Here is a 23,289-nt window from a genome sequence, read left to right on the forward strand (position 1 = left end):
GACTTCCGGGGCGTAAAAATTAAAACGGCGACTTTGGAAAGTAAAACTGCTTGGCATTGTCGCGCGTAATCAAGACCGACGGGATGATCGTGTTGGCCGGCAGTTTTTCGCCTTTCAACCGCGCTTCCGTGGTCAGCTTGATGGCGTCGTACATGAACTTCGGCGAGTACGATACATTGGCGACGATTTGCGGGTCGGAGCCGTCCATGATCTTCTTCACCGCCCCCTTGGCGCCGGCGCCGCCGAACACCTGCTTGATGTCGGTGCGCCTGGCCTGGGCGATGGCTTTCTGCACGCCGATGGCCATGTCATCGTCGGCCGCCCAGACGGCGTCGATCTGCTTGAAGCGGGTCAGGTAATCCTGCATGACCTTGAAGGCGTCGTCGCGGTTCCAGTTGCCATATTTGGCGTCGAGAATCTTGATCTCGGGGTGGCCCTTCATGACCGCGTTGAAGGCGTCGAAGCGCTCGTTGTCGAGCGTGGTCGGCATGCCGCGCAGCACCACGATATTGCCCTTGCCGTTCAGGCTTTTCGCCAGGTATTCGGCCGGCAGCTTGCCGAACGCCGTATTGTCGCCGGCGATGTACGCGTCCTGCGCCTCGGTATTGGTCAGGCCACGGTCGACCACGGTCACGTAGACGCCCTTGTTTTTCACCTGCGCCACCGGCTGCGTCAGCGACGCCGATTCGATCGGGAAGATCACCAGGGTGTTGATCTTGTTGACCGTCAACATGTCCTGCAACTGGTTTGCCTGCTCCGGTGCGGTGGCGGCCGTCTTGACGATGATTTTGACGCCGGGATGGGCTTTTTCCAATTCCATCTTGGCCTGGTTGGCCCACCACACGATGCCCGACGTAAAGCTGTGGGTGGCGGTCGGAATCGCCACGCCCACCACCAGCTTGTCGGCGGCCTGCACGGCCATCGGCACGGCCCATGCCTGCATCACCAGTACCGCCATCCCTGCTACACGAATAAAGCTTTTCATGCTGCTCTCCTCCAAGGTTATGGACGGCCTGCGGGCCGCCCTTTCAGAACGCCGCGGTGTTTTTATTTGCGGCCTCGCTGCAGGAAGGCGACGGCGATAATCACCACGCCTTGCACTGCGGCATTCAGGTAGACACTGATAATGCTGGTCAAATTCAGGATATTGCTGATCACCGACAACAAGATGGCGCCGATCACGGTGCCGACGATGCGGCCCTCGCCACCCTTCAGGGCCGTGCCGCCGACCACGACGGCGGCGATCGCTTCGAGCTCCCACAAGAGGCCAGTGGTCGGCGTGGCCGAACCCAGGCGCGGCACATACAGCACGGTGGCGATGCCGACGCACACGCCCAGCAACATGTAGGTGGCGATTTTCACGCGGTCGACATGGATGGCCGCATAGCGCGCCACCTGTTCGTTCGAACCGATCGCCTGCACATGGCGGCCAAAGGTGGTGCGGTTGAGGATAATGGCGCCGGCCGCCGCCACGATCAGGAAGATCCAGATCGGTATCGGCGCGCCCAGCACACTGGTGTAATACACCGGGCTGTACAGGTCGGCCAGGGTGGAATCGAGCGTCAGCGCGCCGCCGTCGGCCAGGTAAGTCAATACAGCACGGAAGATGCCGAGCGTGCCCAGGGTCACGATGAATGGTTCGATATTGCCCTTGCTGATCAACAAGCCATGCATCAGGCCAAAACCGGCGCCGAGGATCAGCGCCATGGCGATGCCGAGCACCAGCATGGTGAGCGGCGCCAGGTCGCCGCCCACGCCCATGGCCAACTGGTTCATGAAATAAATCATGCAGCCGGCGATCAGGGCCGCCATCGAGCCGACCGACAGATCGATGCCGCCGGAGATAATCACGAAAGTCATGCCGACGGCGATAATGCCGATAAACGCCGTGCGCGTAAGCACGTTCATCAGGTTATCCAAGGTGGCAAAGTCGCCATTGAGCAAGGTGCCCGCGATGCACAGGGCGATCAGGCCCAGCACGGGGCCGTAGCCCTTGATGCGCGCGCCCAGTTGCGTCAATGAACTGCTGGTGGTGTCAGTGCGTGCCGGTTGCATGAGCAATCAACTCCTCTTCGGTCAGGTGCTCGGCGCCGAGCGTGGTTTGCAAAGTACCGGCACGCATCACCGCCACGCGGTGGCACAAGCCGATCAGTTCGATCAATTCGGACGAGATCACGATCACGGCGCGCCCTTCGGCGGCCAGGCGATGGATCAGAAAGTAAATGTCGCGCTTGGCGCCCACGTCGACGCCACGGCTCGGTTCGTCGAGCACGATCACGCGCGGATCGGAATGCAGGTATTTGGCCAACGCCAGCTTTTGCTGGTTGCCGCCCGACAGCATGCGCGCGCGGCTGTCCAGGTCGCCGGTGCGGATATTGAAGTCTTCCACGGCGCTCGCCAGCGCCGCCTTTTCCTGTTTCACATCGAGCCAGGGCCGCGCATAGCGCTCCATCGTCATCATGGTCAGGTTTTCGCGCAGGCCCAGGTTCACATGCAGGCCCTTGCCCTTGCGGTCTTCGCTGAGGTAAGTCATGCCGTTGATCATCGCCTCGCGCGGCGTGCGGATATCGACCCGCTTGCCGTTCAGGTGGAGGCTGCCGGCGCTGCGTGCGCGCAGTCCCAGCAAGGCTTCGAACGACTCCGTGCGCCCGGCGCCGACCAGGCCGGCAAAGCCCAGCACTTCGCCGGCGCGCACCTCGAACGACAGGTCGGTCGACCAGCCGGCCACGCTCAAGCCTTCCACTTTCAGCAGTACCGGGGCGTCGGGCGCCAGCGGCACCTTGGCCGGGAACATGTCCGACAATTCGCGCCCCACCATCAGGTTGGCCATCTGCTGGCGCGTCAGGCTGGCCGTCAGTTCGCGCGTGACGAACAGGCCGTCGCGCATGACAATGACTTCGTCCGTATTGCGCTCGACTTCATCGAGCTTGTGCGAGATATACAGGATGGTGACGCCGTCGGCTTTCAGCTGCGCCATCACGGCGAACAGTCGCCGGGTTTCCGACGAGGTCAGGGTGGCGGTCGGCTCGTCCATGATCAGGAAGCGGGCGCGGCGCGACAGTGCCTTGGCGATTTCCACCAGTTGTTTCTCGGCCACGATCAGGTCGCGGACCCTGGTGGCCGGCGGCACGTCCAGCCCCACCTGTTTCAGGTAGCGCGCCGCTTCCGCGTTCATGGCTTTTTCGTCGAGCAGCCAGCCACGGGTTTTCTCGTGGCCCAGGAACATGTTCTGCGCCACGGTCAGGTGTTCGGCCAGGTTGAATTCCTGGTGGATCAGCACGATGCCGGCGGCCTCCGCCGCGCGCGAACTGGTGAAACGCTGCGGCTGGCCATCGATCAGCAGGCGGCCTTCGCTGATGGCTTCGTAGCCGGCCAGGATTTTCATCAGGGTCGACTTGCCGGCGCCGTTTTCGCCCAGCAAACCATACACCCTCCCCGGCGACAAGTCGAAACTGACGCCATGCAAGACCCGTACCGGACCGTAGTCCTTGCAGATCGCTTCAAATCGGACGGCAACGCTCACTATGCACTCCCCCGTAATACCAGTTGATGTTGCAGCAACACGCCCGGCACTTGCGCTGCCGGATCCGCCAGGCGCTGCAGCAGCAGGCGCGCGGCCGTCTCGCCCAGTTCGCGCATCGGCTGCGCGATGGTGGTGAGACCCGGGTCGATCTGCGCGGCAATCGCGATATCGTCAAAGCCGATCACGGCCACGTCCTGCGGCACCCGTTTTTGCAGCTGGCGCAGCGCGCTCAAGACGCCAATGGCCAGCGTATCGGAGACGGCGAAGATGGCCGTTGGCGCATCGGCCTGCGCCATCAGCTCCAGCGCCGCCTGCGTGCCGGCTTCGTAGTCCAGGCTTTGCACGGTGACCATCCATTGCGGCCGCACCTGCACCCCGGCGGCGGCCAGGGTGTCCAGGTAGCCCTGCCGGCGCTGCCGCGCATACAGATAGCGCTCGTCGGAATTGATCAGGGCGATACGCCGGTGCCCCTGCGCCAGCAGGTGCGCCACGGCGTCGGAGGCGGCGCGGTGGTTGTCGATGCCGACATAGGGCACGGCCACGCCGGGATCGAATTCGCAGCAGGCCACCCATGGCAGGCTGATCGATTCATGCGACAGCGCATGCTGGACGGTGTCGGGATCGAGGCAGATGGCGCCGTCGGCGCGGTGCATGCGCAGCAAGTCGAAATACGAACGCTCGCGCCCTTCGTCGGCGCCCGTGTCGCACAGCAGCACGAAATAGCCATGCTCGCGCGCCACCGTATCGATGCCGCGCACGATCTGCGCATAGAAGGGGTTGCCAACGTCGGGCACCATGGTCAAGAGCATGCGGCTTTCGGCCGTGCGCAGGCTGCGCGCCAGGTGGTTCATGCGGTAGCCCAGGGCGGCGACGGAGGCGAGCACCTTGTCGCGGGTCGGCGCGCGCACCCCGCTTTGCTCGTTCATCACGCGCGAGACGGTGGCCACCGACACCCCCGCATGGGCGGCGACGGCGCTGATCGACACGGCGGATTCGGCAGGCACGATGGCGGGAACAACTGGCGGCATGGCGTTCTTCAAAAAATGTAATCGATTACATTTATATGCCAGCAAAGGTCAGGATGCAAACAATTTCGATGTTGCGGCGCCGCAGAAAGGGCCGTGACAGGCCGAATGCCGTTCAGTTAGCTCGCCTACGCTGTCAGGAAACTCGCAAAACGGATTGAGGCCTCGGTCTCCAGCACAGGCCCACCGGGCCAAGCGGGTCCGAAAAATGTCGAGGGCAAGGCGCAGCGACGAAGACAGTACGCATGGTCGGCCAGGAGCTGCAACGCCGCCATCGGCATTTTCTCGGACTCGCGTCTCCGGCCCGCCGTTTCTACGTTTTCAGGCCTTACGCATTCAATGCATCAGACAGCTTAACTGAACGGCATTACCGTGACAGGCCCCGTTTGCTAGGACTGCAAAGGGCTCTGCTGCACGGCAAAACCGCTGCGCACGGCCGACAGCGCCGCCACCCACAGGATCAGGCCAGCGCCGAGGCAACCGACGGGGTCGAGCGGTCCCAACGGCACGCTGAGCGGGTAGCCGATGGCCCACACCGTCAGCGCCATGCCGATCGCCACATGGCGGCGTGCCTTGAACACCCAGGCCAGCGGAAAGAAATGCAGGCCGACAATGAGGATAATGGCCGGAATAAACCACGCCTGCAGGCCGAGGTTCTTCAGCACATTGCCAGCGATAAAAATGCCGACCCACTGGCCTGCATTGATCAGGTTGAACCAGCGGCTGTTGCGCTTGTCCTCGCGCGTGCCCGCCTGCGCCGCATGGGCCGCGCGATGGCGGCGAAACTGGCGCCAGGCCAGCATGCACAAAAAGGCGGCGATGGCGGCGATCGGCAGCAGCCGCAGCGGCTGTGCGCCATAGCGCTGCACGCACCAGGCGGCCACCCAGGCGCCGCCGAACAGGGAAAAGAACATGGCGCCGATGGCGCTGCCGGCAAGCGCGGCGCAGTTGGCTGGAGCTGCGATGGTCATGGCGAAGGTGGCGGGCAAAGGAGGCACGGCAGGGGCGCCGCAATCCCGTCATGATGCCATGAACATCACGACAATAAGCGCCGCCGGTGTGACTTTATTTTGTATCAGGACGCCCGGCGGGCAAGCTAATCGAGCATGCCGCAAAACGCCTCGCCGCTGCCGTCGAGGATCACTCCGCTGGGCCAGCGGTGGCTGCGCTTTTGCGCGCGCAGCAAGGATGCCGCCAGGGCCGAATCGCCATCGACCGCGTACACGAATACCGGCATGTTCAGGCCGGCGGCGTCCGCCAGCAGGTTCGGATTGGCGTCCAGGCTGCGCGCGTCCACATGCACGCCGACCGGCATGCCGATCTGCTGCTGTACCCGCTGCAGCCAGGGCTTGTCGAGCTTGGGCGCGCGCGCATTCCTGGCGATAAAGCGGCTGACGCGGTTGGCACCAAACGCCTGCGCGTTGCGCGCGTCGAACACGATCAGACCCAGATAACCCTGCGGGTCGGCGCGGCGCGCGCACACCAGGTTGTTCGGCACGCCCGAGGTCAAAAACCAGTTGCCGTGCGCGATGCCGCCGCGCAGCTGCCGCACCAGCGCCTCGACCGGCGCGCACGACGGCGCCAGGTCCTTGATTTCCGCGTTCAGGGTTTTCGCCGGGAACGGCGTGGCCAGGTCGGCCAGGTCGGCCACGAAGGGCGGCGTTTCGGCGGTGGTGGCGCCACGGTTTTTCATGCTGGCCGCGCGCCACTGCTCGGCGTTCATCTGCCGCACGGACACGGGCTGGCCCGTATCGACCACCCGCCCCGTCATCACATCGTGGTGCACCACCCAGTTGCCGTCACCGAGCAATTGCAGGTCCGTCTCGACGCCGTCCCAGTTGCCGAAATAGGCATTGCGCAAGGCGCTCAATGAATTCTCGGGGGCATCGCCGGCGCCGCGGTGGGCCTGCACCTTCATGCCCAGGCACTCGGCCTGCGCCAGGCTGGCGCACAGCGACAGCAGCAGCGCCAGCGCGACGGCCTTATTTTTCTTTCGGGTGATAACCATATTCCATTCCCTGCAAAATATTGAGTCGGATCGCTTCGTTGACGGGGTAGCTGTAGCCCTGCCCCACCGCCACCACATGCGTGAAATTGGCCAGCAAGGCCTTGCCGGCGATCGTCCAGCGCGTGCTGCCGTCCTCGGCCTGGCGATTCCAGTCCAGCATCTGGCGAAACAGCTCGCTGCGCGTGACGTTATTGTCCGACAGGGTAAAGATGCCCCATGTTCCCAGGAAAGCGGTTGCCAGTACCCCGGTGGCGATCCAGGCCGAGCGGCGGCTCAGCTGGCCATCCTTGCCCGCCTCTTCGCCACGGCGCGCGGCCAGCACCAGGAGGCCCACGGTGGCGATCAGGTACAGCAGCTTCGAGAAGTGGCCGATCGCGCCGAGCAAGGAGAAAAACAGCGCCACCGGCGGCACGATGGCGGCGCGCGAAGCTTCCTTGCCTTCGGCGAAATACTTGCCGCCACCTGCGAAGTCGACCGGGCTGGCGCGGTACTCCAGCAGTTTTTCCTGCGTCTGGCGCGCGGCGAACTGGTCGAACAGGCGGCCAAATTCGGCCGGGCTGGCGTAGGCATCCTGCACCACGGCGCTCTTCGGCAAACGCAGGCCACGGCTCGCTTCGCCGCCATCGCCACCGTCGGGCCCGTCGCGCAGCACGGCCTGGATGCCGGGGCGCGCCACGAAGGCCGGGAAGGACAGGCCGGGCGCAATCCGGTCGCCCTTGACGGTCACGCCTTTGCTGGCCGCTTCCGAAGCATAGCGGCGCTTGACGGCCAGGCGGAACGAGAGCTGGTCGGCCGGATGCCAGTTGGCCGGCACCGGCACTTTTTTGCGCACATTGTTGACCACCGCCGCGCGCCGGCGCGCCGGCACCGATTCGGGCCGCCAGCCGTGGCGCGACAGGCTTTGCTGGTAGTCACTCCACGACGACTGCTGCTTGGCCTGCAGGCCCGGATCGCTGTCGGGAATGATGCCCGAATACAGCTTCCAGCGCTCGTGCACCTCCTTGATCGCTTCCTGGTACTTTTCATAGTAGCCGGCAGCGCCACCGGCGACCTTGCGCACGTTGAAATTGATCAGTTGCTCCTTGGCCGGCTCCATGCGCTCGTCGAGATGGCCCACCGATACGGCCAGGAAGGGAAACAGCGCCAGGAAGGCCTTGCCTTCGGGCTGGGCAAACAGGGTCGGATCGTCGACCAGGCCCTGCAGCTGCAGGCTACCGCCGACCAGCGAGCGCTGCATCAGGGTGGTGTTGAAGGCCAGGCGGCGAAATTCGGCGTCGCGCGTGTTGACCAGCACGGTCACAAAGGTTTTCAGCACCATGAACACGATCAGGGCCGTCGCCACCGAGCACAGCACGATCTTCTTCCAGCTGGGCCCCGTGGTGTCGCGGCGCAGGCGGCGGCGCCACATCAGTTGCAGCACCACCAGCGCGGCGGCGATGCCCGACAGGCTGCGGCCGTAAAACTCCACGTCCTCCACCGCCTGGTGATTGACGTCGCCGCCCACCACGTCGAGCAAACGGGCGTTGAAGCCCAGCTCGAAGCACAGGTAGACGATGGTCAGGACGATCAGGATCAAGGTCTGCCGGATCTGCAGACTGCGCAAGCTCGCCACCATCTTATTTCCTCAGGTCGATCACGACCGGCTTGATCTCTTCGGCCTGGAAGATCATCGGTGCCGCCGCCGGTGCGGAGGACGACGCGCGCGGCGCCGGCAGGCTGATGGCGGGAACGGCGGTCTTGGCCGGCGCATCCTGGCGCCGCGTTTTTGCCGTGCCGCGGGGGGATGTTTTTGGCGCCGCGGCCGGGGCGGCGGCAGGCGCCGGCGGCGCCGGGATCACGCGTCCGGCGGCATCGCCGGGCGGCGTGTTGACGATCGCCGGCGCCGTGCCGCGCAAGGCGTCGTCGGCGAACGGCACCAGGCGCGTATCGACGCCGGGCGGCACCGGCACGCTGGTATTGAGCAGGCGATTATCGGTATAGATCTGGCGCGACAGGCGGTTATAGTTCGGAAAATCGATATTGAGCGATTTGGCGTCGGGCGCCAGTTCCACGCGCGGGCGGTCCTTGCAATTGCCGATGGTCCACTGCAGCACGTCGGTGCCCTGGAAGGCCAGCACCTCGTAGCGGTAGGCGCAGCCGCGCTCCTGGGTTTCGACGATCACCACCGTGCGCTCGCCCACGTTTTCCACGCGCGCCACGCGGGCCGTAATCGCATTGGCCAGCGGCACCACACGAAACGCCTGCGACAGCTTGATCGAGAACTTGCCCTGCGTATCCTTGCGCAAAGTACCTTCGGTGCCGTCGCGCAGGCGGAAGGTGGACAGGGGCGTACCGAACAGCTCGGCCGTATCGAGACCCATCAGGACGCCGCCGCGGCCATTGGGCTGCATGGCGCAGCCCGTCAGCAGCAGGCCGGCGGCGACACCGGCGGCCAGTTTGCGCCAGTGCGCGCAGGCAAATTTTTCAGTCGTGTTCATCATGCGAAATGGCTTTCTGTTGTCTTGTGCAATATCAGGGGTTGATCACGGCCAGCGGATTGCCCGGGCCTGGCGGCGGCAATACTTTCTGCTGGTCGCGCGTGAGCAGGGTAAATGCGCCCATGGTGTCCGGGCCGCTGACGATCTCCAGCTGCTGGCGCTGCAGCCAGATCCGGATTTCCGCTTCGGTGGCGTCGGCGCGGAACAGCACGCGGATGCGCTTGCCGGTCTCGACGCCGCTGCCGCCGCCACGGTATTCGGCGTTGCCGACCTGGGTGAATTCGGCCGGCAGGAAGATCCACACCGATTGCGCCACCATCACGGTGGCGGCCACGGCGGTGATCATTTTCAGCCAGCGCGAGGCGTTGGCGGCTTTGATCGGTGCTATCGGCGCTATCGGCGTGACCGATGTGGCTGGCGCCGGCGCGATCCGCAATTGCTGCAAGCCCTGCTCCAGCAACTGGCGGTAGGCCTGCCTGGCGTCCTGGCCTGCTGCGCCAAGCGGCGTACCGGTCAGGGCATAGCCGCCAGGCGCGGCCACGCGGGCGATCACGCCGGGTGCGGGCGCGGCCGCATTGTCGCGGCCGTGCAGTTCCAGCCAGCGCGCCGCCTGCAGGCGGTCCTGGCTCAATACGCCCAGGCAGGCGCCCAGTTCGGCCACGCCGACGGTGACGGCCAGGTCGCACAGCACCAGGCTGGCGCGCGGATCGGCCGGCGCGTCGCGCTCTTCGAGCACCAGGCCGCAGGCGTCGGCATAGGCCGCGTCGGGCGTCACCAGCCAGCCGCGCCACTGGCCCAGCGCCGGCTGCCACGCATCGAGCAGCAGCGCGCCAAAGCCGGGGCGGCGCGCCAATAAATGGATCTGGCCACCGCCGATGGGGCGGTTCGCCAGTGGCGCCGCATCGCTGCGGCGCGCAAAGCGTTCCAGCAGATGGGGTGGCACGGCAATGCCGCGCCAGTCGGGGGTGTCGCCCTGGACCAGCTCGTCGGCCAGCAACTCGCTGCTGGCGGGGGCCGTTTCCAGACGGGCGGCAATAATGGCCAGCGAGGGCGTCAGCGCGGTCATGCCGGTGGCCTTTCATTCGGGTTCGGTTGGGTGGACGCGGGATCCACATGCTGGTCTAACGCAGCCAGGCACAAGATATCCAAAACTATTTGCGCCGCATCGATGTCTTGCGCGCTCAAGCTGTCGCCGACGCGCAGTTTCAGCAGGTTCAAGACCCAGGCGCCCAGCAAGGTGGTGCGATGGGCAGGCTGGACGACCTGGCGGCCGGCGCTGTCGGCGTCGCCCTGTTGCTTGTGCACCAGGCCCAGCTTGCCGCCGTGGTAATGGGCCGACGCGATCTGCTCGGCCAGCTCCCTGACCGGCATGCCGCCGCAGCCGCAATGGCGCAGCAGCAGGATCAAATCGCCGGACAAGGTGGTGATAAACACCTCGGCGGCGGCGCGCACCTGTTGCGGCGTGAGCTGATAGTCGCGCAGCGGCTGCGCATAATCGTCGAGCGCGTGCAGCTCGCAAGCGGTCTCGTCCTCGCCACCGCCATCGGGCAGCTTGCGCAGCTGGTCGATGATAAAGCGCTTGAAATACAAAAACAGCGCGCCGATGTGGAGGGGCACCGAGGTGCTGTCGCTGCCCAGCACTTTTTCAATAAAGAAATGGTGGCGCAGGTCGGCCAGGGTGTCGCCCAGCGACGCCGCTTCGCGCGGACGGCAAGGCGCCAGGGCGGCGATGGTGCGTTGATAAAATTCCGCCAGTTCGTGCTGGGTCAGCTGCTGGCGGCGGCTCCAGAAATCCTGGATGCGTTCAAATTGTTCCGATTGCAAAGCCGGTCCGATCGTGTGTGGGGCGCGCGCGGTATGCGCTGGTCGTACCTGCGGCCGGGAAGAATACGCTTATAAACAAGCAAAACTTGTCTGTAAGGTAAAATGCATAGGAGTAATTTTCTCATATCAATGTGAAAATCGCGAACTTTTTGTTACACACACAACAACCTCCGAGAGAGCGATGCGCCGTCTGATCCTGCTGCTGCTGACGCTGGTTTTCCTGCATGCGGGCCATGCGAACGCGGCCGTGGCCGTGGCGACCGGCACCTCCACCGCAACCCCGGGCAAGCGCATTGCGCTGGTGATCGGCAATGCGGCCTATCCGCAGCCCCTGCTCAATCCCGTGAACGACGCGCGCGCCATGGCCGAACGCTTGCGCCGGCTCGGCTTCGAGGTGCTGCTGCGTACCGATATCAACAGCGCACAGCTGCAACAGGCCTCGGCCGAGTTTTCCACCAAGGCGCGCGGCGCCGATATCGCGCTGGTGTTCTATGCCGGCCACGGCGCGCAGGCGGGTGAAGCCAATTATGTGCTGCCGATCGGCGCCAACATGAATGCGCTCAGCAGCGCGGCGATCCAGGCGCAGGGCGTGTCGGTGGCCAGCCTGGCCGGCGATTTGCAGCGCAGCGGCGCGCGCGGCGCCCTGCTGATTCTCGACGCTTGCCGCCAGGAATACACGCGCGGCGGCGCCCAGGTGCCGCTCAACGCCAGCGGCGCGGCCAGCCACGGCTTTTCGGATGCGGCCGCGCCACGCGGCGTGGCGATCGCCTATTCGGCCGGTCCGGGCGCGCTGGCACGCGACTTCTGGTCACCCGATTCGCGCAACAGCCCCTATACCAGCGCCCTGCTCGACGCGCTCGACGCGCCCGGCCTGCCGATGGGCGAACTGTTTTCGCAGGTCGCCTCGCGCGTGGCCGCCATGACGCACGACGTGCAAAAGCCGCGCGTGTCGTTTGGCGAAACCTCGGCGCGGCTGGTGCTGAACATGGGCAGCGGCAAGCTGACGCCCGAGCCCTTGCCTGGCGTGCTGGCCAACCATGGCAATGGCGGCATGCGCGCGCCGCCGCCCTCGCCTGCACCGACAGCCCCGGCGGCCAGGCCAGTGCCCGCCGGCGGCGCCAGGGTCTGGCCCGGCAACGTGCTGCAGGACATCAACTACGAAATCCGCATGCAGATCGCGGCGCGACCGTTTCCGCGCCAGCAGCTGGAAAAGCGCGCGCGCGCCGGTGACCTGGTGGCGCTGACGGCGCTGGGCTACGGCATCGGCGGCGGCGACGCCGGCGTCAAGCAGCCCAAGGCCGGCATGCAGTGGCTGGAAAAAGCGGCGGCGAAAGACTTTCCGGTGGCGCAGACCTACCTGGCCGAACTGCTGATGGTAAAAGGCGATCCGACCTCGTTGAAGCGCGCCGGCGTGCTGCTCGACGCCGCCTCGCAGGCCGGCTACAGCCCGGCCCATGCTTATAAATTCGACCTGGCGCGGCGCACCGGCGCGCCGCCGCAGGAAACGGTGCGCCATCTGCAGGATGCGTTCATGGGCCTGATGAAGGATTACCAGGGCGCCGCCAAGGACCTGCTGCAGCCGCCCAAAAAATAGCTTCAAATAATTTTTGTATTTCCTGGCACTGCCCTCGTTAAGGGAGGGTACATGCAATAGAGCATGACAGTGACCAGGGAGTACACCATGCAAGCAACTTCAATCACCGCCGTACGCGGCCGCATCCTCGCCTACCAGCCCAGCGGCCAGGGCACCGTCAGCGTCGCTGGCGTGCAATACCCGTTTGATGTCGCCAGCCACTGGCGCTCGGACACCGCACCCGCCATCAATGCCGCCGTCGATGTGCGCCTGAGCAGCGCCGGCGCCGTCGACAGTGTGACCATGGTCACGGCGCAGCAGATCACCCAGGAAGAAATGGCCGGCGCAGCCAGGCTGGCGCGTGAAAAAGGCCAGCAGGTGTGGGGCAGCGCCGTTTCCACCCTGGGCGTAAAAGCGCTGGGCGTGATCGGCGTGCTGGTGGCCGGCGCCTTTGTCTTCAACACCATCCATATCCGCCTGTTCGCCGCCGTGTCGCGCTCCTACTGGCAACTGCTGGGCCTGTCCGCCGACAGCCTGGAAGGCTTTGCCCGCGGCGGTGGCGGCGGTTTTACCTCAGGCCAGTTCTTCTTTTTGCTGGCGATTGCCGCCTGCTTTGCCACCATGGCCAGCAGCAAGCCGAAAGCGGCGCTGGGCAAGTGCGCGCCGCTGCTGTTCATCGTGCTGCACACCGGCATCTTGTACATGAATATCAAAAGCGCCATCAGCGACGCGGGTTCGGCCATGAGCGGCATTGCCGGCGCGCGCGCCGCCAGCATGGCGCAGCAGATGGCCAGCGAAATGCTGGGACAAGTGTGGCAGGGCATGTCCTTTGGCCTCGGTTTTTACCTGGTACTCGCTTCAAGCATCGTGCTCGCTGCCTACGGTTACGGCGAGTTCAAACGCAAAAGCATCGTCTGATCCCCTCTTCTCTTACGCCACATTTACAAGGACCACTATCATGAAACGCACCCTGCCCGCCCTGTTCGCCATCGCCCTGATCCTGTCCGCCTGCGGTAAAAAGGAAACGGCCACGCCTGATGCGCCGGCGCCGGTCGCCACCGGCACCACCGACCTGGCCGCCAAGGCGCAAGTCAAGGCGGCCGCCGCCAGCCTGCCGCAAGCGGACCCGGCCACGCCAAGCGCCAGCTATGTCGACATCACCAGCGGCAACCAGCTGATGTACAGCTATATCGCCCTGTCCGGCGTGCCGCCCGACTACGCGGCAGTGGCGCAACGTATTTCACGCGAATATACGAGCACCGACGACGCCTTCCGCAAGCAGGAAGTGCTTGACGCCATCAAGCCGCAGATCGACGCCAGGGTCAGCGAGGCGAAGACCCGCCGCTACCTGCGCTACCAGATCAACGGCCAGGGCGCGCTGTCGCCGTATGCGATGGACAAGGGCGCCTTCCCCGCCAAGTTCGCCGAGGCCGGCACCTATTACTATATGTATGACAATGGCGACTACAAGCTGGGCTTTACGAATGGCGACGGCTACAGCCTGCTGAAGGTGGACCAGGAAGCGGCGCGCAAGATCGAGGCGGCGCGCAGCAGCTACAAGAATTTCGCCATCGTCGTGTATGCCTACGCCCAGGAAGCGGACATGTCGGCGCGCCAGGTCAAGGCGCAGATCGTCAAGGTGGCAATCAAGCTCAATGGCGAAGAAATTCCCGTCAGCGCCGCCATGTAAAAGCGCGCTCGGTTACACTGTTCGCCACACTGAACTGAAATGCGAGACATGGGCGAACAGACACTGGCGCAACAACAACTGGCCAAGGGCCGTCAACTGCATCAGCAGGGCAAGCTGATCGAGGCGATCAACGCTTACCAGGCGGCCTATAAGGCGCAGCCGGCGCTGGCCGAAGCCCAGCATTTCCAGGGCCTGGCGATGCTGGAACTGGGCCAGCCGGCGATGGGGCTGGGGCTGCTGAAACTGTCGCTCGGGCAGCAGCCGGACAACCCCCTGTTCCACCACAACCTCGGCAATGTGATGCGCGGCAATGACAACGACGCGGCGCTGGCCAGCTACGCCCAGGCGGCCCGGCTGGCGCCGCAGGAACACGATTACGCGATAGTCCACGCCGAGCTGCTGTTGGCCAAACAGCGGTTGCCGGAAACGATAGCGGAACTGGAACGGGCGCACGCCCTGCGTCCGGAGCGCTGGCAAACCCTGCAGGGCCTGGCCGAGCTCTACTACCGCAGCGGCCAGCGCGCACTGGCTCTGGCACGCTACGAGCAGGCGCTGGCGCTGCACCCGGCTTTGGCGCAAGACTGCAAGGTCGGCTTTGCCAGTCCGCATCCGCACCAGCCGGAGCGCTTGAGCGAGCTGGACGTCACGGAAGATCTGCGCGGCTTTGTGCGCGAAACCGCTCTGCACATCATCGACGACTTCCTGCCTGACCCCGCCGCCTGGCGCGCCCAGGCGTTGGCGCTGCCGTTCGAACAGCAGCGCTATGCGGGGCAAAACTATCCGGGCAGCCAGACCGACGGCCAGCCCTGCCAGGCCATCATGGAGCGCATCGCCACCGCGCTGGGCCGCGAGATCCGCTTTATTTCACCGGACAACGGCTCGTATCGCCTCAGCTACGCCGACGCGATGGCGCGCACCGACATCCATGTCGATAACGAAACGGGCGGCAATTTCAATTTTTATGCGGGCGTGCTGTATCTGAACCCGCCCGAGCAGTGCCAGGGTGGCACCACCTTCTGGCGCCACCAGCCCAGCGGCTGGTACCGGCGATTGCCGGAGGCGGACGTGAAAGCGGGCGGCTACGCCAGCTTCAAGGATTTCCAGAAGCGCTGGCTGCCGAACAGCACGGTGCAGAAATTCAACGATCTGCAGGAACGGCGCGACAGCTGGCAGGCGCTGCTGGAAGTACCGATGCGCCACAACCGGCTGATCATGTACAAGGGCCATTATTTCCATTCGCTCAGCAGCGTGTTTGGCGATGCGCCCGACAATGGCCGGCTGGTGCAGCTGTTCTTTTTTGAAGTGCCCGACTAGTACATGTCCTTGGCCGCCGCCAGCACGGCTTTCAACAGCATCTCCGCCCCCGGCGACAGCAGATGGTCGCGCTGGCGGATGATGCCGAAGGCGTCCATCTTGCACGGCAGGTCGAGCGGCAGAATGCTCAGCACGTTCAGCGACTGGTAGTAATGCGCCACTTCGGTCGGCATCACGTGCAGCGAGTCGGTCTGCTGCAGCAAGGACGTAATGAGCAGCAAGGCGGTGGTGTCGACCGTGTTGACGGGCGGCTCCAGGCCGGCGCGGCGGAACATCATGTCGCAGCGGTGGCGCAGGATGCTGCCTTGCGGCGGCAAGATCCACGGGTGGGCCGAGATATCCTTCAACTGCAGGTTCTTGCGCGCCATCAGCGGATGGCCATTGCGCGCCACCACGCTGGCGGGCTCTTCCGTCAATTCCTCATACACCAGGCCGGCGCTGCCCTCTTTTTCCAGGATGCGGCCAATCATGAAATCGAGCTTGCCGTGCTGCAGCATGTCCATCAGCGTATTGCTGTGTTCCACATGCACGCCGATGCGCATCAACGGCGCCTGCTGCTTGATGCGGGCGATGGCGCGCGGCAGCAGGGCCATGGCCGGCGTCATGATGATGCCCACCTCGACCTGGCCCGTCAGGCCCGACTTCAGGGCGACGATATCGTCGTGCGCCAGCGACAGGCTGGTCAGCGCCATGCGCGCGTGGCGTATCATGGTTTCGCCGAAAATGGTCGGCTCCATGCCGCGCGGCAGCCGGTCGAACAGGCGCACGTCGAGCATCTCTTCCAGGTCCTTGATCTGCTTGGACGCGGCCGGTTGGGTCATGTGCAATTCTTCGGCCGCGCGGTGGATATTGCGCTGCTCGTCAAGAGCAATCAGCAGCAGCAGTTGCCGCGTCTTCAGGCGGGCTCGCAAGAACCAGTTGGGGTTGAGAGTATCCATGAATAAATCATATCATGATCGATATCGGAAATTATTCGATATCGATATTATAGATATCGCTGTGTCTCCTGTACGGTCAAAAAAAAGCCACCGGCGCTAACGCCGATGGCCGTATTGCATTTGCTACCGGCTCAGACGGTTTTCTTCTGCCCCATCGCCATCAGACGCTGCACCACGCAAAACACGAACAGCAGGCCGCCGATGACGATCTTGGTCCACCACGAGCTGAGCGTGCCGTCAAACGCGATCAGGGTCTGGATGGTGCCCAGCACCAGCACGCCCGACAAGGCGCCGGCCACATAGCCGTAGCCGCCGCTGAGCAGGGTGCCGCCGATGACGACAGCGGCGATCGCATCGAGTTCCGTGCCCTGCGCATGCAGGCCGTAGCCGGACAGCATGTAGAACGAAAACAGCACGCCGCCCAAGGAGGCGCAAAAGCCGCTGAAGGCATAGATCAGCACCTTGGTGCGGCCGACCGGCAAGCCCATCATCAGCGCCGACTGCTCATTGCCGCCGATCGCATATACGGCGCGGCCAAACGGCGTGGCGTGCGCCAGCCACACCGCCGCCAGCAGGGTAATCACCGCGATCACCACGCCGGGCGAGACAAAGCCGCCGAGAAACTGCAATTGCGTCTGCGACATGGCCACGTACAGCGGATCGTCGATGGTGATCGAGTTGATGCTGATCAGGTAGCACAGGCCGCGCGCCAGGAACATGCCGGCCAGGGTGACGATAAACGGCTGCAGCTTGAAGTAGTGGATAAAGGCGCCCATGCTGGCGCCAAACACGCAGCCCAGCGCCAGCACGGTGGCGATCACCAGCAGCGGCGGCCAGTGCGCCACCTGCAGCAGCCAGGCGGCGATCATGGTCGACAAGGCCAGCACCGAGCCGACCGACAGGTCGATGCCGCCCGAGACGATCACAAAGGTCATGCCGACGGCGATCACCAGCAAAAAGGCGTTATCGATCAGCAGGTTGAAAATGACTTGCGTCGACAGCAGGCCAGGATACATGGCGCCGCCCAGGCCCAGCATCACCACCAGCAACAGCACGGTGACGAGCGAGGTGAAATAAGGGGTATGCAGCAAGCCCTTCATGCTTTCCTCCGTTGCAGCAATTGCTTGAATTCCGACGATTGCGACATGCAGACGAGGAACACGACGACCGATTTGACCACCATGTTCACTTCCGGCGGCACGCCCAGCGAGTAGATCGTGTAAGTGAGGGTCTGGATGATCAGCGCGCCGATCATGCTGCCCACCAGGCTGAACTTGCCACCAGCGAGCGAGGTGCCGCCCAGGGTGACGGCCAGGATGGCGTCCAGTTCCAGCATCAGCCCCGCGTTATTGGCGTCGGCGCTCTTGATGTTCGAGCTGATCATCAGGCCCGACAGGCCGGCGCAGGCGGCGCAGAACACGTAGACGAAAAAGATCAGGCTCGCCGTCTTGATGCCGGCCAGGCGCGCCGCCACCGGGTTGATGCCGACGGCCTGGATAAACAGGCCCAGCGCCGTCTTTTTCATCAGCAAGGCGGTGACGATGAATACCGCCGCCACCAGGTACAGCGAGAACGGCAAGCCGAACAGGTAGCCGCTGCCGATAAAGAAGAACGGCTTGTAGTAGACCGTGACGATCTGGCCGTCCGTCAGCAACTGCGCCAGGCCGCGCCCCGCCACCATCAGGATCAACGTGGCGACAATCGGCTGCAGGCCCAGGCCGGCCACCAGCACGCCGTTCCAGGCGCCGCACAGCAAGGCTGCGCCCAGGGCCGCGGCCAGCGCCCAGCCCATCGGCATATTGCTCACGTACGTGGGCACGCCGTTGTCCATCACCATGGTGCCGCCGATCAGCATGGCGGCCACGGTGCCAGAGAGCGCTACCACGGCGCCGACGGAAATGTCGATGCCGCGCGTGGCGATCACCAGGGTCATGCCCAGCGCCGCCAGCATCAGCGGAGCGGCGCGGTTGATGATGTCGATCACGCTGCCATATAAATGGCCGTCGCGCACTTCGAGGTGGAAAAAGCCGGGGATGGTGAAAAAGGCCACCAGCAGCAGCAGCACCAGCGCGCCCACCGGGCGGCCTAGCGGATGCGTCAATATAGTATGCAAAACGGAACCATCCGAGGTGGTGGCCGGACGCGCAGCGCCGGCCGGTGTGGATATCGTCATGTCGCAACCCCTGCAACTTCTCCCGTGGCATGGGCGTCGCCGGCGATCACTTGCAGCACCGTGGTGTCGTCGAGTTCGCCGCGCGCATATTCGCCGCAGGCCTTGCGGTCGCGCATGACCACAATGCGGTCGCTGCAGCGCAATACCTCGGGCAGTTCGGACGAGATGAACAGGATGGCCATGCCTTTACGGCACAGCTTGGTCACATACGTCATGATTTCCTGCTTGGCGCGCACGTCGATGCCGCGCGTCGGCTCGTCCAGGATCAGCATTTTGGGGTTGGTCACCAGCCAGCGCGCCAGCAAGGCTTTCTGCTGGTTGCCGCCCGACAAACTGCCGATCGGCGTTTCGATGCTGGCCGTCTTGATGCCCAGCGCTTGCACATATTCATCGGCCAGCGCCTGCTGGCGCTTGAACGGTATGGCGCGCAGCAAGCCGGTGCGTGCCTGCAAGGCCAGGATAATGTTTTCGCGCACCGACAGCGACAGAATCGCGCCCTCGTGCTTGCGGTCTTCCGAACAGAAACCGATATCGGCGGCAATCGCGTCGCGCGGCACGGCAAAGTTCCTTGCCTTGCCATTGATGCGGATGCTGCCCGTATCGGCCTTGTCGGCGCCAAACAGCAGGCGCGCCAGTTCCGTGCGGCCCGAACCGAGCAAGCCGGCCAGGCCCAGCAGTTCGCCCTGGCGGATATGGAAATCCATCGGCGCCAGCGCGCCCTTGCGGCCGAGACCCTCGGCTTCGAGCACATTCGGGCCAAAGCTGGCGGCGCCGTCGTGCAGCGGTTCGTCGGCCAGCGCCTGCGTGTCGGCCGCCACGCCGATCATCTTGTTGACCAGCGCCAGGCGCGACAGCTCGCTGCAGGGATATTCGCCTTCGCGCTCGCCATTGCGCATCACCGTGATGCGGTCGGAAATGGCATAGGTCTGGTCCAGGAAATGGGTCACGAACAGAATCGCCATGCCCTGCTCGCGCAGCCGGCGCAGCACCGAGAATAGCAGATTGACTTCCGCCTCGTCGAGGCTGGAGGTCGGCTCGTCAAGGATCAGCACGCGCGCCGAAATATTCAGGGCGCGCGAAATGGCCACCATCTGCTGGATCGCCAGCGGAAAAGCCGACAGCTGCGCCGTGACATCGATATCGATCTGCAACTGCTGCAGCAAGGCGCGCGCCTGCTGCTGCATGGAACGCCAGTCGATGGCGCCGAAGCGGCGCGGATAGCGGCCGATAAAGATGTTTTCCGCCACCGACAGATTCGGGCACAGATTGACTTCCTGATACACGGTGCTGATGCCCAAGGCCTGGGCATCCGAGGTCGAGGCCGGCGCGATGGGCTTGCCATCGAGCATAATCTCGCCGCTGTCGGGCGTGTACACGCCCGTCAGCACCTTGATCAGGGTCGACTTCCCGGCGCCGTTCTGCCCCATCAAGGTATGCACTTCGCCCGGATACAGGCGCAGTGCGACATTGCTGAGGGCTTTGACGCCGGGAAATGACTTGCTGATGCCGCGCAGTTCCAGCAATGGCACTGGCGCGGCGTCATGATTCACTTGCGTATTCATCGGCAAGCTTAGTATTTACGGTTAGGAAATTCCTTGGCCGCCACTTCGGCAGGGAACACGCCTTCTTCCGTGGTGATGCGTTTTGGCACCGGTTTGCCGGCCACCACATCGCGCGCGATCGACATCAGTTGCGGGCCCAGCAGCGGGCTGCACTCGACGGTCACGTTCAGCTTGCCAGCGATCATCGCTTCGAACGCGCCTTTGACGCCATCGATCGAGATGATAATGATGTCCTTGCCCGGTTTCATGCCCGCTTCTTCGATGGCCTGGATGGCGCCGATGGCCATGTCGTCATTGTGCGCGTACAGCACATTGATCTTCTTGCCTTCGGCCTTCAGGAACGCTTCCATCACTTCCTTGCCCTTGGCGCGGGTAAAGTCGCCGGTTTGCGAGCGGATGATTTTCAGCTTCGGATTCTTGCCGATGACTTCCTGGAAGCCTTCCTTGCGGTCGATGGCCGGCGCCGAACCGACCGTGCCTTGCAGCTCGACGATATTGAGCGGGGTGTCCGGGTTTTTCTTGGCGTATTCCATCAGCCACTGGCCGGCGCGGCGGCCTTCTTCCACGAAGTCCGAACCGATGAAGGTCACGTACAGCGACTTGTCGGTGACATTGACGGCGCGGTCGGTCAGGATGACGGGAATTTTGGCGGCCTTGGCTTCACGCAATACCGTGTCCCAGCCCGATTCGACCACCGGCGAGAAGGCGATCACGTCGACCTTCTGGGCGATGAACGAGCGCAGGGCCTTGACCTGGTTTTCCTGTTTTTGCTGGGCATCGGCAAATTTCAGGGTCACGCCATCTTTCTTGGCGGCGTCCTTGATCGACACGGTATTGGCGGTGCGCCATTCGCTTTCGGCGCCCACTTGCGAGAAGCCCATCACCAATGGCTTGGCGGCAAAAGCCGAGGTGGTGGCGGACAGGGCGAGCAGCATGGCGCTGGCGAGCAGAGTGCGGCGTGTCAATTTCATTGTAGTCTCCATTTTTATGGGAATACCGGCAAGGCGGGATGCCGGGCCGGGCGTTTTTTTATGAACCCATGGTAGGAGAAAGCCACATAGCCATCCAATCAATTCTTTTTCACAGGTGATATCAATTTATATATCGGTATCAAAAATGCAAAGTCTTGACACAGGTAAACGAAAAAAAACTCCTGCGGCAAAGATGCCGGCAGGAGCGAGGTTTGCTGCGGGGGATTTGAAAGAATTACACCCAGCCGGCGTCGACGATGAATTCCTGTGACGAGCACATGGCGCCATCGTCCGAGGCGAGGAACAGCACCATGGCCGAGATATCCTGCGGCATCAGCTTGCTGGGCAGGCACTGGTTTTTCTTGATCTCCAGCTCGGCCGCGTCGTCGACCCACAGGTCGATCTGGCGCTGTGTCATGACCCAGCCCGGCGTGACGGTATTGACGCGGATATTGTGCGCGCCATAGTCGCGCGCCAGGCCCCGCGTCAATCCCACCACGGCCGCCTTGGTGGTGGCATACACGGGGTAGCCGCCCGACTTCATGTGCCAGGAAATCGAGCTGACATTGATGATGGCGCCGCCGCCCCTGCGCTTCATGCCCTCGAACACGGCCTGGCAGGTAAAGAACATGGGACGCTGGTTGATCGCGATGCGCTCGTTCCAGTAGTCCACGGTGACATCTTCGGCCTGGTGGCGCTGGTCGTTGGCGGCATTGTTGACCAGCACGTCGAAGTCGCCGATCTCGGCCACGAAGCCGGCCATGACGGCCTGCAGGGCGGCAATATCGGTGATGTCGCAATAGCGAAACAGCGGCGCGGGCAAACCAGCCTGCGCCAGGCGCCGGCACAGGGCCTCGCTGGCGTCACGGGCGATATCGACAAACGCCACCTGCGCGCCCTGGGCGGCAAACTCCTCCACCATTGATTCGCCGATGCCGCTGCCGCCGCCCGTAATGAATACGCGCTTGCCGCGCAGGCTGTCATACCTTGCCAACTGCTTCATCTGCTCTCCGCTGTGCTGCTTGTTTGGATATTGCTGGCAATGTCGGATTACGCGTTCCGCTAATCCGACCTACGCTGTGTTGCATTTTTTCGGTGGTGTCGGATTACGCCTTCGGCTAATCCGACCTACGTGTTTACACAGCGTAGGTCGGGTCAGCCCGCAGGGCGCAAGCCGACAACACCGTTACTCTTTACCGAGGACGCCATCCTTGCGGCGCCAGATGCCCAGCGGATTGCCGTCCCGCAGCGATTCCGGCAGCAGGTCCTGCAGCAGGTTCTGGTACGACACCGGACGCAGGAAGCGGTTGATCGCGGCCGTGCCGACCGAGGTGCTGCGGCCATCGGAGGTGGCCGGGAACGGGCCGCCGTGGACCATGGCGGTCGACACCTCGACGCCGGTCGGGAAACCGTTGGCCAAAATGCGGCCGACGCGGCGTTCCAGCGCCGGCAGCAAACGGCGGGCGTCTTCCAGGTCGCCCTGGTCCATTTGCAGGGTGGCCGTCAACTGGCCTTCCAGGCTTTCGGTAATTTCCACCAGTTGCGCGATATCGCGGCAGGCCACCAGCAAGGAAACCGGGCCGAACACTTCGTCGCGCAGGTCGTGCTTGGCCAGGAAGGCCTCGCCCGAGGTGACGAACAGGGCGGCGGCGCCCTTGCCTTCTTCACCCGTGTTCTGCAGCAGCGGTTTCACGTCGGCGTGCTGGGCCAGGTTGGCCACACCCTTGACGTAGCTGCTGGCGATGCCGGCCGTCAGCATGGTGGCGGCCGGCGCTGGCGCCAGCGCTTCGGCGGCGGCGGCGGCAAAGGCCGTGAATGCAGGACCTTCCAGGCCCAGCACCAGGCCGGGATTGGTGCAGAACTGGCCCACGCCCATCGTCAGCGAACCGGCAAAGCCGGCGGCAATGGCGGCGCCACGGGCGGCCAGCGCCTGCGGCAACACGAACACCGGGTTGATGCTGCTCATTTCGGCGTAGACAGGAATCGGTTGCGGACGGTTGGCCGCCACCTTCATCAGCGCCAGGCCGCCGGCGCGCGAGCCGGTAAAGCCGACGGCCTGGATGGCGGGATGGGCCACCAGATCCTGGCCGAGATCGTTGCCGATACCGGTCAGCAAGGAAAAGACGCCGGCTGGCAGCTTGGCGATTTCCACCGCCTTGACGATGGCGCGCGCCACCAGTTCCGAGGTGCCAGGGTGGGCCGGGGGGGCTT

The 23,289-nt window shown here is 64.1% G+C and carries 21 protein-coding genes; 4 read left to right on the forward strand and 17 right to left on the reverse strand.

Going from position 1 to position 23,289, the window contains the following annotated elements; translation table 11 throughout:
* Positions 1 to 19 precede the first annotated feature (19 nt).
* The 10 genes from ASR47_RS23980 to ASR47_RS24025 all read right to left on the reverse strand — a co-directional run bounded on the left by ASR47_RS23980 (position 20) and on the right by ASR47_RS24025 (position 10,857).
* Positions 20 to 985: a substrate-binding domain-containing protein gene (locus tag ASR47_RS23980; protein WP_065310280.1), complete on the reverse strand. Its 966-nt coding sequence runs from the start codon at positions 983 to 985 to the stop codon at positions 20 to 22.
* Positions 986 to 1,047: 62 nt separating this feature from the next.
* A complete protein-coding gene (locus tag ASR47_RS23985) occupies positions 1,048 to 2,055 on the reverse strand; it encodes an ABC transporter permease (protein WP_065310281.1) in 1,008 nt (335 codons plus the stop codon).
* Positions 2,036 to 3,523 (reverse strand): sugar ABC transporter ATP-binding protein, encoded by a 1,488-nt coding sequence (locus tag ASR47_RS23990; RefSeq protein ID WP_065310282.1) that lies wholly within the window; start codon positions 3,521 to 3,523, stop codon positions 2,036 to 2,038. Before ASR47_RS23990 ends, ASR47_RS23985 begins: the two co-directional genes overlap by 20 nt.
* Entirely contained in the window at positions 3,523 to 4,551 is a 1,029-nt protein-coding gene (locus ASR47_RS23995) for a LacI family DNA-binding transcriptional regulator (protein WP_065310337.1), read from the reverse strand. Before ASR47_RS23995 ends, ASR47_RS23990 begins: the two co-directional genes overlap by 1 nt.
* Positions 4,552 to 4,937: 386 nt before the next feature.
* Positions 4,938 to 5,546 (reverse strand): hypothetical protein, encoded by a 609-nt coding sequence (locus ASR47_RS24000; RefSeq protein ID WP_150127949.1) that lies wholly within the window; start codon positions 5,544 to 5,546, stop codon positions 4,938 to 4,940.
* 98 nt (positions 5,547 to 5,644) lie between these two features.
* Positions 5,645 to 6,556, reverse strand: coding sequence for a glycerophosphodiester phosphodiesterase (locus ASR47_RS24005; protein WP_082989131.1), 912 nt, complete (start codon positions 6,554 to 6,556; stop codon positions 5,645 to 5,647).
* Positions 6,531 to 8,171: a hypothetical protein gene (locus tag ASR47_RS24010; protein ID WP_082989132.1), complete on the reverse strand. Its 1,641-nt coding sequence runs from the start codon at positions 8,169 to 8,171 to the stop codon at positions 6,531 to 6,533. Before ASR47_RS24010 ends, ASR47_RS24005 begins: the two co-directional genes overlap by 26 nt.
* Position 8,172: 1 nt before the next feature.
* A complete protein-coding gene (locus ASR47_RS24015; protein WP_065310284.1) occupies positions 8,173 to 9,036 on the reverse strand; it encodes a hypothetical protein in 864 nt (287 codons plus the stop codon).
* A 31-nt stretch (positions 9,037 to 9,067) separates the two neighbouring features.
* On the reverse strand, positions 9,068 to 10,099 hold the full coding sequence (locus tag ASR47_RS24020; protein ID WP_065310285.1) for a hypothetical protein: 1,032 nt from the start codon (positions 10,097 to 10,099) through the stop codon (positions 9,068 to 9,070).
* Entirely contained in the window at positions 10,096 to 10,857 is a 762-nt protein-coding gene (locus ASR47_RS24025; RefSeq protein WP_065310286.1) for a hypothetical protein, read from the reverse strand. The genes ASR47_RS24020 and ASR47_RS24025 overlap by 4 nt, the downstream gene beginning before the upstream one ends.
* A 181-nt stretch (positions 10,858 to 11,038) precedes the next feature.
* Between ASR47_RS24025 and ASR47_RS24030 the strand changes: the two genes are divergently transcribed.
* The 4 genes from ASR47_RS24030 (at position 11,039) to ASR47_RS24045 (ending at position 15,434) form a co-directional block, all read left to right on the forward strand.
* Complete coding sequence (locus tag ASR47_RS24030) at positions 11,039 to 12,451, forward strand: caspase family protein (protein ID WP_065310287.1); 1,413 nt, start codon at positions 11,039 to 11,041, stop codon at positions 12,449 to 12,451.
* An 87-nt stretch (positions 12,452 to 12,538) separates the two neighbouring features.
* Positions 12,539 to 13,348: a hypothetical protein gene (locus ASR47_RS24035; protein ID WP_065310288.1), complete on the forward strand. Its 810-nt coding sequence runs from the start codon at positions 12,539 to 12,541 to the stop codon at positions 13,346 to 13,348.
* A 40-nt stretch (positions 13,349 to 13,388) separates the two neighbouring features.
* Positions 13,389 to 14,120: a hypothetical protein gene (locus ASR47_RS24040; protein ID WP_065310289.1), complete on the forward strand. Its 732-nt coding sequence runs from the start codon at positions 13,389 to 13,391 to the stop codon at positions 14,118 to 14,120.
* A gap of 48 nt (positions 14,121 to 14,168) precedes the next feature.
* A complete protein-coding gene (locus ASR47_RS24045; protein ID WP_065310290.1) occupies positions 14,169 to 15,434 on the forward strand; it encodes a DUF6445 family protein in 1,266 nt (421 codons plus the stop codon).
* Here the strand turns inward: ASR47_RS24045 and ASR47_RS24050 are convergent.
* The 7 genes from ASR47_RS24050 to ASR47_RS24080 all read right to left on the reverse strand — a co-directional run.
* Positions 15,431 to 16,372 (reverse strand): LysR family transcriptional regulator, encoded by a 942-nt coding sequence (locus ASR47_RS24050; protein WP_065310291.1) that lies wholly within the window; start codon positions 16,370 to 16,372, stop codon positions 15,431 to 15,433. The genes ASR47_RS24045 and ASR47_RS24050 overlap by 4 nt on opposite strands.
* A gap of 131 nt (positions 16,373 to 16,503) precedes the next feature.
* Positions 16,504 to 17,472 carry a galactofuranose ABC transporter, permease protein YjfF gene (gene yjfF / locus ASR47_RS24055; RefSeq protein WP_065310292.1) on the reverse strand — a complete coding sequence of 323 codons (969 nt, stop codon included), beginning with the start codon at positions 17,470 to 17,472 and terminating at the stop codon, positions 16,504 to 16,506.
* The gene (locus ASR47_RS24060) at positions 17,469 to 18,545 is read right to left on the reverse strand and encodes an ABC transporter permease (RefSeq protein WP_065310293.1); all 1,077 of its coding nucleotides are present in this window, start codon (positions 18,543 to 18,545) and stop codon (positions 17,469 to 17,471) included. Before ASR47_RS24060 ends, yjfF begins: the two co-directional genes overlap by 4 nt.
* Entirely contained in the window at positions 18,542 to 20,095 is a 1,554-nt protein-coding gene (locus ASR47_RS24065; protein ID WP_245714454.1) for a sugar ABC transporter ATP-binding protein, read from the reverse strand. Before ASR47_RS24065 ends, ASR47_RS24060 begins: the two co-directional genes overlap by 4 nt.
* 20 nt (positions 20,096 to 20,115) lie before the next feature.
* On the reverse strand, positions 20,116 to 21,078 hold the full coding sequence (locus tag ASR47_RS24070; protein ID WP_065310294.1) for an ABC transporter substrate-binding protein: 963 nt from the start codon (positions 21,076 to 21,078) through the stop codon (positions 20,116 to 20,118).
* A 235-nt stretch (positions 21,079 to 21,313) separates the two neighbouring features.
* Positions 21,314 to 22,081 carry an SDR family NAD(P)-dependent oxidoreductase gene (locus ASR47_RS24075; protein ID WP_065310295.1) on the reverse strand — a complete coding sequence of 256 codons (768 nt, stop codon included), beginning with the start codon at positions 22,079 to 22,081 and terminating at the stop codon, positions 21,314 to 21,316.
* Between the two features lie 183 nt (positions 22,082 to 22,264).
* Positions 22,265 to 23,289: aldehyde dehydrogenase family protein (locus ASR47_RS24080; protein ID WP_150127951.1), on the reverse strand; the 1,025-nt coding region annotated here is incomplete at its 5' end.

Origin of the sequence: Janthinobacterium psychrotolerans (assembly GCF_001677885.1) — a bacterium.
Taxonomy (GTDB): Bacteria; Pseudomonadota; Gammaproteobacteria; order Burkholderiales; family Burkholderiaceae_D; genus Janthinobacterium; species Janthinobacterium psychrotolerans.